This is a genomic window from Bradyrhizobium liaoningense (assembly GCF_018130955.1).
Lineage (GTDB): Bacteria > Pseudomonadota > Alphaproteobacteria > Rhizobiales > Xanthobacteraceae > Bradyrhizobium > Bradyrhizobium liaoningense_C.
In genome coordinates, this window is record NZ_JAFCJM010000078.1 from 17670 (window position 1) to 30710 (window position 13041).

Annotated in this window: 13 protein-coding genes; 9 read left to right on the plus strand and 4 right to left on the minus strand. The window is 60.0% G+C overall.

Annotated features, from left to right (window positions below; genetic code table 11):
• Positions 1–234 precede the first annotated feature (234 nt).
• The 4 genes from JQ632_RS34925 (at position 235) to terL (ending at position 3959) form a co-directional block, all read left to right on the plus strand.
• Positions 235–582 carry a hypothetical protein gene (locus tag JQ632_RS34925; RefSeq protein WP_212407270.1) on the plus strand — a complete coding sequence of 116 codons (348 nt, stop codon included), beginning with the start codon at positions 235–237 and terminating at the stop codon, positions 580–582.
• Positions 583–670: 88 nt separating this feature from the next.
• On the plus strand, positions 671–2140 hold the full coding sequence (locus JQ632_RS34930; RefSeq protein ID WP_212407271.1) for a DNA methyltransferase: 1470 nt from the start codon (positions 671–673) through the stop codon (positions 2138–2140).
• Complete coding sequence (locus JQ632_RS34935) at positions 2137–2562, plus strand: DUF5681 domain-containing protein (RefSeq protein ID WP_212407272.1); 426 nt, start codon at positions 2137–2139, stop codon at positions 2560–2562. Before JQ632_RS34930 ends, JQ632_RS34935 begins: the two co-directional genes overlap by 4 nt.
• The gene (gene terL / locus JQ632_RS34940; RefSeq protein ID WP_212407273.1) at positions 2559–3959 is read left to right on the plus strand and encodes a phage terminase large subunit; all 1401 of its coding nucleotides are present in this window, start codon (positions 2559–2561) and stop codon (positions 3957–3959) included. The genes JQ632_RS34935 and terL overlap by 4 nt, the downstream gene beginning before the upstream one ends.
• 15 nt (positions 3960–3974) lie before the next feature.
• Here terL and JQ632_RS34945 read toward each other — a convergent pair whose 3' ends face one another.
• On the minus strand, positions 3975–4904 hold the full coding sequence (locus tag JQ632_RS34945) for a restriction endonuclease (RefSeq protein WP_212407274.1): 930 nt from the start codon (positions 4902–4904) through the stop codon (positions 3975–3977).
• Positions 4905–5017: 113 nt separating this feature from the next.
• Between JQ632_RS34945 and JQ632_RS34950 the strand changes: the two genes are divergently transcribed.
• On the plus strand, positions 5018–5290 hold the full coding sequence (locus JQ632_RS34950; RefSeq protein ID WP_212407275.1) for a helix-turn-helix domain-containing protein: 273 nt from the start codon (positions 5018–5020) through the stop codon (positions 5288–5290).
• A gap of 92 nt (positions 5291–5382) precedes the next feature.
• On the opposite strand, the gene JQ632_RS34955 is transcribed toward JQ632_RS34950, so the two are convergent.
• Complete coding sequence (locus JQ632_RS34955) at positions 5383–5772, minus strand: hypothetical protein (protein WP_212407276.1); 390 nt, start codon at positions 5770–5772, stop codon at positions 5383–5385.
• Positions 5773–6018: 246 nt separating this feature from the next.
• On the opposite strand from JQ632_RS34955, the gene JQ632_RS34960 reads away from it, so the two are divergent.
• Genes JQ632_RS34960 through JQ632_RS34970 form a run of 3 tightly spaced genes read left to right on the plus strand, consistent with a single transcriptional unit; the run spans position 6019 to position 8619 of the window.
• Positions 6019–6879: a YqaJ viral recombinase family protein gene (locus JQ632_RS34960; protein ID WP_212407277.1), complete on the plus strand. Its 861-nt coding sequence runs from the start codon at positions 6019–6021 to the stop codon at positions 6877–6879.
• A complete protein-coding gene (locus JQ632_RS34965) occupies positions 6863–8008 on the plus strand; it encodes an ERF family protein (RefSeq protein ID WP_212407278.1) in 1146 nt (381 codons plus the stop codon). Before JQ632_RS34960 ends, JQ632_RS34965 begins: the two co-directional genes overlap by 17 nt.
• Entirely contained in the window at positions 8005–8619 is a 615-nt protein-coding gene (locus JQ632_RS34970; protein WP_249152756.1) for a hypothetical protein, read from the plus strand. The genes JQ632_RS34965 and JQ632_RS34970 overlap by 4 nt, the downstream gene beginning before the upstream one ends.
• A gap of 188 nt (positions 8620–8807) precedes the next feature.
• On the opposite strand, the gene JQ632_RS34975 is transcribed toward JQ632_RS34970, so the two are convergent.
• The gene (locus tag JQ632_RS34975) at positions 8808–9146 is read right to left on the minus strand and encodes an H-NS family nucleoid-associated regulatory protein (RefSeq protein WP_212407279.1); all 339 of its coding nucleotides are present in this window, start codon (positions 9144–9146) and stop codon (positions 8808–8810) included.
• A 2706-nt stretch (positions 9147–11852) separates the two neighbouring features.
• Here JQ632_RS34975 and JQ632_RS34980 point away from each other — a divergent pair.
• Positions 11853–12107, plus strand: a complete 255-nt coding sequence (locus JQ632_RS34980) for a hypothetical protein (RefSeq protein ID WP_249152759.1) — start codon at positions 11853–11855, stop codon at positions 12105–12107.
• Here JQ632_RS34980 and JQ632_RS40165 read toward each other — a convergent pair.
• Positions 12015–12320: a transposase gene (locus JQ632_RS40165; protein ID WP_409363530.1), complete on the minus strand. Its 306-nt coding sequence runs from the start codon at positions 12318–12320 to the stop codon at positions 12015–12017. The two genes, JQ632_RS34980 and JQ632_RS40165, sit on opposite strands and share 93 nt — an antisense overlap.
• Positions 12321–13041 lie beyond the last annotated feature (721 nt).

Consider the following 13041-nt stretch of genomic DNA (forward strand, 5'->3'; position numbering starts at 1 on the left):
TCCTGTTGGGCGAGATCGGGACGACCCTTTCGCGGCATAGGCGTGAGCGATCCTACCCGTATCGACACGACCGTAGAGTTACGGACTATCATGTTAAGTCGGCGTCGTATCAGACTTGGCGCTGTATTCCCTGGGGGCGATCCGGCGGCTAATGCGCCAGGCCAGGGCAGCATTATCCCGCAAATGACGAAGGTGTGTCTTCACGCCAGATGTTCTAGCCACGGAGTGCCCAATATGTCGAAACGAGTGTCGAACATACCGCAACGAATGCCCCTCGAAGAGCTTGCGGTAGATCTGCTGTTCGAAGCGCTTGGTGAAGACCGATACAATCGGTCGATGCTCGAGTATGCGTATCTGATTTCGCTCATTCCCCCGCTCAAGGAAGCCATTCACCTGGTCAATCAGCGCCTTCAACAGCTCAATGAAACGGGCCAACAGCGATTCAGCGCAATTTGCTACTTCAAGTCCGGCGATTTGGCGCCGCGCTATGTGCCGTTCCCGAGCAAAATTTCGATTGAGACGCTTCGCATGGGCCTCCTCCGTCTCGGCTTCAGGACTCCTAAATGGCGGAAATCTAACTGACTGATTCCTTTACACTTTTATCTGGATTTACCTAACGCCGCCGTTCTGATGCATATGAGCTGCTCCTTCAATAACAAGGAGCAGCAACATGGTGCTCGGTCAGACCAAGACCGCTCGCAAACCACGGCCCCACAAACATGCCGTGCTCATCCATTCTCGAAAGCAAATTACGCAAGTTGAACGTCCAATCGAAACTGATCTGGAGGTTTTAAAGGCAAGCTCTCGCCTGTTTGCAGTCGATCAGCCGGAAATACGACTTCTGCCAATCAGAGATCTCAGGCGAGCAACCAGGAACGCGCGAACTCACTCCAAGAAGCAAATCAAACAAGTCGCAAACTCGATCCTCCGCTATGGGTGGACCTATCCCATTCTAGCGGATGAAGGGTTGCAGATCATCTGCGGGCACGCCCGCTGGGAGGCGGCCCGGCAGCTTGGATTAAAGGAGGTCCCCGTCCAGGTGATGGGCGGCCTGAACGACGCCGAAAAGCGCGCACTGGCTCTCGCCGACAACAAGATTCCAGCGAACGCAGGCTGGGATCGCAAGCTGCTCACCGAAGAACTTGGTGAACTCGCTTCTCTCCTCCCCGAGTGTAACCTCAGCCTCGACATCACGGGGTTTGAGCCGGCCGAGATCGATGGCCTGATGACCGATTTCGGCGATTTGGACCAGGATTCGGCGGACGCCCCCTGCGTCATTGCCGAGCACCCTATCAGCCGCAGAGGAGACCTGTGGCAGCTCGGTCAACATCGCGTGCTGTGTGGCGATGCCTGTGATCAAGCGGATTGGGCAGCGCTCATGGGGCGCGATCGGGCGGCCATGGTATTCGCCGACCCACCCTACAACCTCCGCATCGCTACGACGCTCGGCCGCGGCAAGATCAGGCACCGCGAGTTTTCGGTTGCCTCCGGTGAAAAGTCACCAGCCGAGTTCGTCAGTTTTCTCACGACATGGATGCGACTGGCCGTCCAATTCTCCCACGATGGCTCCATGCATTATCAGTTCATGGACTGGCGGCACCTCGGCGAGATGCACCATGCCGGGCAACAGGTCTTCGGTCCGCTGCAGAATCTGGTGGTCTGGAACAAAACCAACGCCGGCCAAGGCAGCTTCTACCGCTCCCAGCACGAGCTGATCTTCCTCTACAAGAACGGCGATGCGCCGCACCTCAACAACGTCGAGCTTGGTCGCCACGGCCGCAACCGCTCCAATGTCTGGACCTGTGCCGGTGTCAACACCTTCCGCAAAGATCGCCTCGATGATCTCACGGTGCATCCCACCGTCAAACCGGTGGCCTTGATCGCGGATGCGATCAAAGACTGCACGCGGCGCGGCGATCTCGTGGTTGACCCCTTCCTGGGGTCCGGCACCACCCTGCTGGCGGCCGAACGCGTCGGCCGCCGCGCCTATGGCCTCGAGATCGACCCGCTCTACGTCGATGCCGCGCTGCGCCGTTGGCACGACGTCACCAAGCGCGATGCGATCCTCGTCGCGACCGGACAGACCTTCGACGAGGTCGCGGCCGAGCGCGCTACCACGTCAGCGGAGCGCAGCACATGAGCCGCCGCAGGCAAAGCGGGCGGGCCGGCGGACGCGGAAAACGAACCGACGTCGGCTATGGCCGCCCACCCCCCGAGCACCAGTTCAAGCCAGGCCAATCCGGCAACAAGCGCGGTCGGCCCAAAGGTTCGAAGAACGAGGCGACCATTCTCGACGAACTTTTCAACCGGAAAATGGACATCCGCGAGGGCGGTCGAGTTCGGAAAATCAGCTTTCTGGAAGCCATCTTCCTGAAATGCGCTGAAGATGCGCTGAAGAGCAATCTCAAAGCGGCGGCCTTCCTTCTCAACCGACGACAGCAACTCAGCGCATCATCCGAGCGGCCGGCCGACGACGTCCTCGATATGGATGATCGCAAGGTCTTGGAATCTTACGTCCAGCAACTGGAAAAGAAATTCAACAAGCGAGGAGAATCGGAATGACCAACCACGACCGCGTACTCTTTGACGCCATTCTACGCAATGACTTCGGCAGCTTTGTCTATCGCTGCTTTCTCCACCTCAATCCCGGTACCAAGTTCTTGCCGAACTGGCATATCCAGGCGATCGCGTACCAGCTCGAGCGCATTCGCCGCGGCGAGATCACCCGCTTGATCATCAACATGCCGCCGCGCTACCTCAAATCCATCACGGTGTCGGTGGCGTTTCCGCTCTTCCTGCTCGGCCACGAACCCTGGCGTCGCATCCTCGCCATCAGTTATGCTGATGACCTCTCCGCCAAGCATGCAAGTGACTTTCGATCTATTGCGCACACCCAGTTTTACCAGCGCGCTTTTCCAAGCATGCGCATCGCGCGCAGCACCGAAGGCGAGGTCATGACGACGAAGCGCGGATTCCGCAAGGCGACCTCGGTGTCGGGAACGCTGACCGGATTGGGGGGCGACCTCATCATCATTGATGATCCGCAGAAGCCGATCGATGCGCAATCGGAGGCACGTAGAAATAGCACCAACCAGTGGGTGACCAATACGTTGATATCGCGGCTGGACAACAAGCAGACCAGCGCGGTGATCCTGGTGATGCAGCGTGTTCATCTGGACGATCTGTCCGGCTTTTTGGCCAGTTCATCCGATGAGTGGGAGGTGCTCAGCCTGCCCGCGATCGCCGAGACCGACGCCGCGGTCCCCATCGGTCCCGATCAATTTCATTTCAGGAAGGCAGGTGAGGCGCTGCATCCGACCCATGAATCGATTGAGACGTTGCGCAAGCTGCAGCAGACACTCGGGCCCGACGTGTTCGCCGCGCAATATCAGCAGGCTCCGGTGCCGGCCGGCGGCGCCATGATCAAGCGCAAATGGTTACGGTATTACGACATAGCGCCGCCGCTTGAGGCTGGCAGCAGGATCATCCAGAGCTGGGATACCGCTGCCAAGAATGGCGCGCAAAATGACTGGTCGGTGTGTACGACGTGGCTGGTCGTGGACGGCAATTATTACCTGCTGGATCTTGTTCGCGACCGGTTCGAGTATCCCGTCCTCCGCGACACCGCGCTCGAGCTCGCCAGGCGCTTCAAGCCGCACGAGATCCTGGTCGAAGACGCCTCCACCGGAATTGCGCTGGCCCAGGAGCTCGACAATAAAACCGATTGCTGCGTCAAACCTATCAAGATTGAACACGATAAGATCGGCCGCCTCTACGTCCAGCAGGCCAAATTTGCCGCCGGATGCGTGTGGTTTCCAAGGAACGCGCCCTTCCTGGCCGAGCTCGAGATGGAGTTATTGACCTTCCCGCAGGGCCGTCACGATGATCAGGTCGACAGCATCAGTCAGGCGCTTGCCTATGAGGACAATGGCTACGATTACACCATGAGTTGGTTGTGATGAAGCGCGTTGCCGCTAGGCGAGCCGTTCCATCACCCAATCGTGCAACCCGAGCCGCATGATGGTCGAACCGAGCTCGCGACCGGTCCAGACGTGAACATCGGAGCGGTCGTCGGGGGCACTCAGCGCCCCCTTCGGCGAATGGCAAATGAAGAAGAACCGGTCGAACTGTTCGGTGGCGTCCATCCGGCGGATATAGGCGTTGAGTGTCTTTTGGTTGGCGGCAGACTTGACCTGGACTGCGGCCCGCTCGTTAATCACCGGATGCTCCAGCTCGAGGTCGACCAGCTTTTTGGTGCCACCGAGCACCGAGACCCGATTCCAGCCACTGCGCGCAAAGATGATGTCAACGAGGGTTTCGAAATCGGCCCAGTGCAGCAGCTGCAGGGCCTCGATCGTCACCTCGAGCAGCGCGGTCCGGATTTGGCTGGCCTTCGCGACGATCGGCTCCTCGATGCCATTGATGCGCCGTAACAGATAGTCCTGCGCTTTAACGGCGCAGATCGTCCGCCGATAGCTTGCGACCTTGGTCAGCTTGGTGCTGAGCGAGTTTATTGTTAGCGGCGTCCCATTGATGTCGGTGTTGCGCCACCCGCCGATGGCTTTCCTGAAGCGCTCACCTGCACGCGTTGGATCAGGTTTGACCCAGGTGACCTTTGGCTCCGCAAACGTCCACCACAAACGATCGCGCGCGAAGGTGATCCAAAGACACGTTTCGTCCAAATCGTAGAAGTCGGCAACCTCCTGCGCGTCGCGCGCCGCGGCCTGCGGCGATCGGCCGAGCGCAATCAGGTGCTCGATGATCTTCGCCCGGTTGCCTTCAAGGGCAAGTTCGTGGGTCACCGACCCATAGCCGAAGTGCAGCTCAGCGCGGTCCAGGCTGTTCTCCCACCGGCCGCCAGCACCGAGCTTAATGTACCGAACCGTCTTCGCTGAAACCTTCATAAGGTGCCCCGTGGCTGCCCCACTGATAACTCGGGCGACCCAAATTATCCAGTTTTGGGATAATCCAAGTTCGGGATCAGATTGACCGCCGCCGATTCTCTGGCCCGGCGGTCATGCAAAAATCCCTGAGATCCGCGGAACATGCCCGCCTGATCGAACTTCTTGTCGCAGCGCGACAGAAGGCCGGCATCCGCCAGCATGCTTTGGCCAAGAAGCTCGGACGGCCGCAATCGTTCATCGCCAAATATGAGGGCGGCGAACGACGGATCGATATCGTGGAATTTATCGCGATCGCCCAAGCGCTGAGCGTTGATCCCGTGAAGCTATTCCGGGAAGTGCTGTCGGCGAAAGCGCGTGGTTCGGCTGCCAAGCAGCCCACGCGCTAAGCCCAGTCAGCCTTTGGTGGGCTGTTGAGGAGCTTTGCCGCAGCCATGGGGCCGTGCGGCAACTTTCCAGAACGAAGCCAAGTGACCATGCATCAACCTTCCTTGAGGCTTAGCGAGCGAAGGGTTCGGCTCTGCTGCATCAAAGCGGCGCGTTCGTAGCGCTCAAGCCCTTTAAGACGTTTGAGCTCTGCGGCAAGAGGGCCGGCCACCAGCGCGGCCAACATCTCCTGCCGCAAGCTGCGGGTGCGCAGCAGCGCGAGCTTGGACCGTGCAAGCGCCATCGCTGAATCCGGCGTGACCTGATGCCCGAGTCCCAAAGCAATCGCGGCGGCAAGATTATCGGTCACGGCGGGATCACCACTCCGCACCAGCCCATGGCGTAGCGCATTCTGGCTTGACCTGGCCTTTCCACCCGCCGTTTTCGGGCCCGTGCTGCGCTTGGCATTGCTGCGATTGGCTTCGATTTGTCGAATTGACGCCATGTCCGAGGTCCTCGGCTAGTGCCCGTCGCGGCCACCTGGAAAGCTCGCTCCAACGCCCTGACATCTCAAGGGTTTTCGGGCCAAAACAGCAGCAAATTTGCTGCAGAAAGGACTGGCATTCCCCCGCAAAAGGAGCGTTACTGATGGGACCGGGCCGTGACCGATGGCCCCGGTCTTTCTCCTCGCAACTGCGGGGCTTTTGGTGGTGCGGCGGCAAGCCGCGTTTGCCAAACCAAGGAGAGACCGGTGACCACGATTTCAACCGACGGCGGCGAGGCGCCCCACTCCGTCATCACGTTCAACCCCCACGACCGACGCGCCTTTATCGGCGGCTCCGACGCGCGCATCATCATGGGCGACGACCAGGACGAGCTCATTCGCCTGTGGCGGGAAAAGCGCGGCGAGATCGCGCCGCACGATTTTTCGCAAAACCTGATCGTGCAGCTCGGCATCGCCACCGAAGAGCTCAACCGGAGCTGGTACCAGCGTAGTAGTGGCCAGACCGTCACCGACATTCAGAAGCGGGTTCGGCATCCGGTCCACTCCTGGATGGCGGCAACGTTGGACGGCGTCGTCGCGCCGAGTGGCGCGGTGTTCGAGGCCAAATTCATGCTGCCCTGGGCCTTTACCGAGGAGGCGGCGGCCGACAAGCACATGGCGCAGCTGCAACACAACATGTGGGTGGTCGCTTCACGCGCGGCCGTACTCTCGATCATCACCGGCGGCGGCAAATGGGTCGAGATCACCGTGCATGCCGACCCGCTCTACCAGCACCTGCTGCTCACCGCGGAAAAGAAGTTTTGGCGCTGCGTGCAGAGCGGCGAGCCGCCGCTCCTGTTCGGGATCGAGACCCCGCGCCCGCGGCTCGCCGCGATCAAAGTCGTCGACATGACCGCCTCCAATCTCTGGGCCGAGTGCGCGGCGACCTACCTGCGCACCCGGGCGGCCCATGCCGAGCACGAACTCGCCAAGACCGAACTCAAGAAGCTGCTGCCTGAGGATGCCAAGGAAGCCTTTGGCCACGGCATTCGCGCCAAGCGCTCCAAAGCCGGCGCGGTCAGTTTTGATCCGGTTGAGATGGAGGGCATCCATGCACCATGCCAGTGAGCATATCGGCGCGATCGCGGCGGCGCTGGCCCGCGCCCAAGCTGAGCTGACCAACCCGGAAAAGACCCTGACCGCGCAGATCCGCTCGCCGTTTTTGCGCGATGACGACCGGACCTTTCGCTACGCCTCGCTGGCGAGCGGCCTCGACATCGTGCGCAAGACCCTTAGCCAGCAAGAGATCGCCACCATCCAGACCACCCGGGTCGAGCAAACCACCGGCCACATCCACCTCACCACTCTGCTCGCCCATTCCTCCGGCGAGTGGATCTCCTCGGACTGGCCGGTCTGCGCCACGCGGGACGTCGAGGCGCCGCATCGGATGGGCGCGGCACTCACCTACGCCCGACGCTACGCCCTGTTCGCGCTGGTCGGAATCGCGGGAGAGGATGATCTGGACGCGCCGGATACGGTCGCCGGTGCACCGGCGGTGGCACCGCCCAACCTCAAGGCCTCGCCCGGCAAGAGCGCTCTCAACCGTGCGCCGGTGCTGCGGCCGGGCGAGTCCGCCGCACTCCGCGAGCAGCTATTGCGCCAGCTCGATGCTCTGCCCCCCAGCACCGATCTGCTCGGCTGGGCCATGGCGAGCCTCCCGCTCAAGAACAGCCTGCAGGAGCCGGATGCCCGCCGCGTCGAGACCGCCTATCAGGCCAAGCTTGAGGACGCTGCCCGTGCTCAGGCCGAGCAGTCGGTCGGCTTGGATGGCACGCCAGGCCTGCCAACAGCGCCGCCCCCTGCGGCGGACGCCGAGGCCATGCTGCAGCCAGCGCTGCCCGAGACCGGGCTCGCCCATCCCAAGGAATCGCCGCGCAAGCGCAGCAAGGCGCACCTGTTGTTCGTCCGCGAGCAGCCTTGCCTCATCTGCCAGCAAACCCCGAGCGATGCCCATCATCTGAAATTCGCCCAACCCCGAGCACTCGGCTGCAAGGTCAGCGATGAGTTCACCGTCCCGTTGTGCCGCGCGCATCACGAGGAGCTACATCGGCATGGCAATGAGCGGGCGTGGTGGAGCAACCTGCAGATCGCGCCGTTACCGGTCGCGCAGCACTTGTGGGCGGCGAGCCCGGTCCATGGTCCGGCCGCGGTCAGCATCGCGCCCCTTCCCGCAAGCCTTGGTTCGGAGGCCCGATGAACGGCCTCTTCCAAACCGCGCGCGAGCTGACCATAACGGCGCTGCCGGTCGAGTTTGAGGCGTTGGCGCCGCCGCCGATGCTGCTTCCCGGGGAACACCTCGACCATTATCAGGCACTACGGCAGGCGATCCTCGCAGACCTTGCGCCGCGATCCGCCATCGAGTGGCTGCTCGCCATCGATGTCGCCGAGCTGTCCTGGGAAATCCAACGCTACCGCGCGCTGCGCCACAAGCTTCTTGAGGTCTATCGCCAAAAGGCGATTGAGGCCGCCTTGCGGCGGGTCGATATGGTTGGAATCGCCCCCGAGTTCGAGACCGAGGCCGAGTATCATACGCTGCAAAACGGGCAGAGCTGGCGCACCGATCCGATGGCTGCCACCGAAATCGAAACGCGCCTCGGTACCTATGGCTTCGATCAGCGCGCCCTCAATACGGAAGTCTATGTGCAAGCGCGCGAAATTTTCCTCCTGTTTGAGAGCCTGCTCAATGCCGCGCAGACCAAGCGCCTGCTGCTCCTCCGTGAGATCAGGAATCTACGCTGGATGGGCGCAACAAGGCCAAGACTTGCAACCGCCGCGCAAACACCTCGGGGAGATCCGGAGCTCCGATGACAGCGTTCGCTTTGCGCAAGGCTCGCATCGATCCGCGTCCTGGAAAACTCATTGACCAGCTGACCGAAGACATCGAGGTCCCGCCAGCCAGAAAGCGAGGCCGACATCCGAGCGCGGGCGTTCTACCCGTCGCCCGTGCGGCCATGATTTTTCCACGCAGGACAGGGGTGGAGGCCAGCCGCGATGATTCATGTCATGTGCCGCTTCTGTTCAAAAGCCGGGGCGATGAGGAAATCATCCAGCTTCCGGCCACCTCGAAGTTGCGGCTTGAGCCATCGCGGCACCCTGCCCCGCCCCGACCAGGTCTCCATCGGGTTGTTCGGATTCCGATACTTCGGACGAACGGGCGGGTATTGGCGGCGCTTACGCTCAAACCGAGTGACTTCGTGAGCCATTCCGATCCTTCGCAGCCGTTCCTCCAATCTGGCTTTTTCCGCCAACATTGTGTCGCCAAGTTTGGCGGTCACCTCGTCGTGAATTTTCAAAAGCTCGTCAAGCGAGAGCAACTTCAGATGATCGATGTTCATAGCTCATCCCCGGTTCTAAGAGCATTAATCAATCAGGCCCAAGCAGCGGACAAGGCACGGCTTATTAAACGGTCCCACAATCCACATTTAATTGCAGTAACCAGCAGCGATAAAGGCGAGAGAGCGGTAATTGCGTGACGAGCGCGAAAAACCCGTGGGCGCGTTTAATTCGCGGCACTCCCTAATTCTACACTGCTGCCTTTTGGCAACCCGGGGCACCGCGCAAAACCGGGCAAAAAGTCAGCGTGAGCGAGGAGATTAGACTGGCATTGAGAGACACGGTCATTGAGTCCGTAGAGTGGGCGAGCTCAAAATGAAAAATGGAAATAGACCGTTTCTAGCGCGAGTTGGAAAGGAGATCTGATCCGCGAAGCAGATCCGTTAATTGCGGTGATGTGCTCGGATGTGGGTTAATTCACAGAACTGTTTAGAGGATCGAGTAAGGTGCCCGGCAAGCGTTCTGGTCTTCGAGGTCGCGGATGACACGAGAGCTTTCGCCATTGGAAAAGCAAGCTGCGGACGCGCTGAGACGAGCGCGGCGACTTCCAGTCGGTCCCGATCGGAGCGATCTTCGGCAACTCGCGCGGGGCCTTCTTTGGCTGCACCGCAACGGGATGGATGCCCTCGTCCACCGACGAAACACAGGTATCCCGCGCGCGACCGCCGCCGTCGACGTCAATCACCTCGCTCCAGAGCAGAATGTCGACATCGCCGATTAAGCCGGACGATCCGATATGCGTTGCGCCTGTCGGATTGGCTTCGATTTTGTAGCCGCTGAGTTTTGCGGCAATCTTGGAACGGGTTCGCGCCGGCGGGAATGTCACCCGAACCGAGGGCGAGCATTAAATTGGGCAAGTCCACAGCCCCCAACCCGGGTTTGCCAAAGCAAGGCCACAAAATGAAAACCAGCGGGCGGATTTTCGGCGACAGCTCGGCGGACGGAGGATCGTCGGAGCGATATCTCCACACCCGAGCCAGGACTGAGGATAATTAGCACGGGCGCAGCATCGAACTAGATCAACTTGAAATCTCGAAGGAGTGGTCCAAGTCAGCTGCGATAATCTTTGGTCCGCCTTAAGTGGAGCCGGCATGCAGCAGGCCAGCGAGGATGCAGTTCCTTAACCAGTCGGAGCCGATCCGAAATAGGATCTCGTCGCCGCAACGATGTCCCCTTTCGAGGCGGAAGCAGGCGGCCCAGGTCCTCGATGGCTCGTCTACAAGGGTCGGACGGCTTCACGATGCCGCTTCTGATTATACGATTGGGCCGGAGCTAATCCGTGCGGGCATCTTCGGGAAAGACGCGATGGCGGCGCATCGCCCGGAAATCCGAGGTATTTCCGACCTGGTCCTCGCTGCTCAAGGGCTAGTTTCAAAGCGATCGTAGTCCCACCGACTGCACGCATCTCGCACAAGCCTGCCACCAAAGCCATCTCGACCATTCTAGACAGCCTTACTTCGGTGGTTGTCAGGCCGCGCGCAATCGAACAGAGTTGCGAGCGGATTCATCTTCGTTGCGGCGGGTTCTTTTTCCTTGTCGCGACCGTAAACCGTTTTGACGCCCCGGCTTCGGCCTTTCTGACCCGCTCTCGCAGCTCGATGAGCTGACGGTATTCGGCTTCCAGCGGGTCGCGATAGGAGAACTGCGCGGCTGGTCTCGGCAACTTGGCAACGAATGTCACTCGTTAAGCTTGATGCTCGCGATAAGTGTGAAGCCTGGAACACTCGACCAGGAAAGGATCTGCACGCAAAGTGTTGGCTAAAGAACACGCCAGACCGAAAAGCTTTGAATGCTGACGGCGCCCGACCACGAACATAATACCGCGAATATTCGTTGCGAGCTGCAGCCGCTTCCTTAGAGCTGTGGAGAATAGTGAAAACTAGAAGAATTGAGAGCGCAGCTCGCATTTAATCCGACGCAGTGAGTCGGAGTTCCTGAAGTGCCGGACATTTGGTTTCCACTTCTCGCGACCGCCATCGTCGGCACACTCCTTTTCCTCGCGTTCCGACGATAGCCCGCCGTGTGGCAATGAATCCTCAGCCGCTGCTGAAATCGCGATTCCCTGCGCGATGCCTTTGACTGTGCATAAACAGGAAGGTTCACTTCCAAGACAGGAGGTGGACGTGAATACTTGGTTGCTCATTTTTCTAATTGTTTTGAGCGTGGGCATTTTAATCGCACACGCTATCGACGCGATGCGCTCCTGAATCCCCGCTCGTCAGTTGTCGTTTAATTGGATTTCTTGTTTAATTGGATTTCGTGAAGAAGGACAAAAATCGTGCACTGTCTAATCGTAAGCGCTGCTCCGCGCGAAATTGACCGGCTTAGGGCTGAGGCTTCCCGCATCGCTCGCCAAGGCGAGGCAGACTGGTGGGTCAGAAGCAAGGCAAAGGAACGCATTTTTGTTTGGCAGTAACGAGGCTAAGGCTGCCTTCGCCCAGCTATGCAAGACGCAAAGCGTTCATTGTTCGGACGCCTAGCGACCCGGTATGATCTCTCAGAGAGAAGCCCGTGCGCCGCCAGCCAGACAGCGAGACTGAATCCGAGCGTGGGCTTGCGCCTTGGCTCACGATCTGTACCGCGCGCGGCCCGACTTTCGACAGATGGCATGACCTGGGCGTCCCGCGGGGGCTCCCTTCAAACTGCATCAGCTCGCTGCGGCCACGGCTTCCTCGGCGCCGCCTAGCGCCGCAAACCCCAAGCACGCTATGATATTTCTGTCGCTCGACCTGCGCTTTGGCGTCCAGCACTTTGACCCCATCGCGGCGACCGAGATCGACGCGCGCCTTGCGTCCTATGGCTTCGATGCGCACGCCATCAACACGGAAGTCTACGTGCAGGCGCGCGGCATCCTGGTCCTGTTCGAGGGCCTACTGAACGCCGCACAGACCAAACGGATGCTGCTGCTTCGCGAGATCAGGAATCAGCGCCTCGTCAGTGGACCGATGCGCCGGCCGCGCTGAAAGATCAGGGCGAGCTCTCCATTCCGGCTTGCGCTCAAGGACAGCTTCAGTTGGAGCGCGGAGGCACCCGGCTTCCGTTTGGGCTGCGATCTGTTGGATGTCCTCGACGCCCAGCAGCATCTGCTCCCCGGGAAGCGTCTCGGCCTTCCGGCCAAATCGGTGGCGTTGCAGTTCTTTGATGGCCGCGGACCACGATCCAGTGCTCGGCACCATAGGCTGCTTCTGCAACCACAGCCTAGAACTTGACCATGATACGCTTGACCTGATAGCACCCTTTATCGTCTACCCAACTGCGACCCTCGTGACCTCGCAGCGCGTTGAGCTTGATCACCACGCGCTTCAAACCTGCTAATACCCTTTTGCCGGAGACAAGGACCGCATCCGATCGCAGCCAGGACGAGAACGTCGAGACATTAATCAGTGATTAACCAGCCTCACCTTAAGTTCCGTTTGCGGAACCTTGTGCCTTGTGCCGCTTGCATTGGGCCCCGTGGATGTTTAGCCGATTTTTCATGACCGCCATTAGTGTCGCCAGTCTACTCGCAGGCTGCACGACCGCGCCATTAACCCGCAGCAATGCAGTCGGATGGGATGGATTGGGCCGCAATCCCAATCTACCTTATAGCACGAGGCGCGCAAAAAATCCTTCCATTGCACACGACCCCAACAAGGAACGTGAGAGAGCATTACTCGCCCTTCGTCCTTATTCAGAAGCCTGGTGGGTCGTGCACGACGACATCGAAGCCGAAAACGATCGGCAGCTCAGTACTAGGCTGGTGATTTGTCGCGACTGCCTTGGCTCGTTAGCTCAAGACGCAACTGGATCTATTTCCGGACGACAGCGGACGAGGTGAGTCGTAAGCATCCGCCCAAGGCCGCGGAGCCTCTTCTTTTTGATCGGAGCCGGTGCGGCGAGGACATGGCTCCGGTGCGA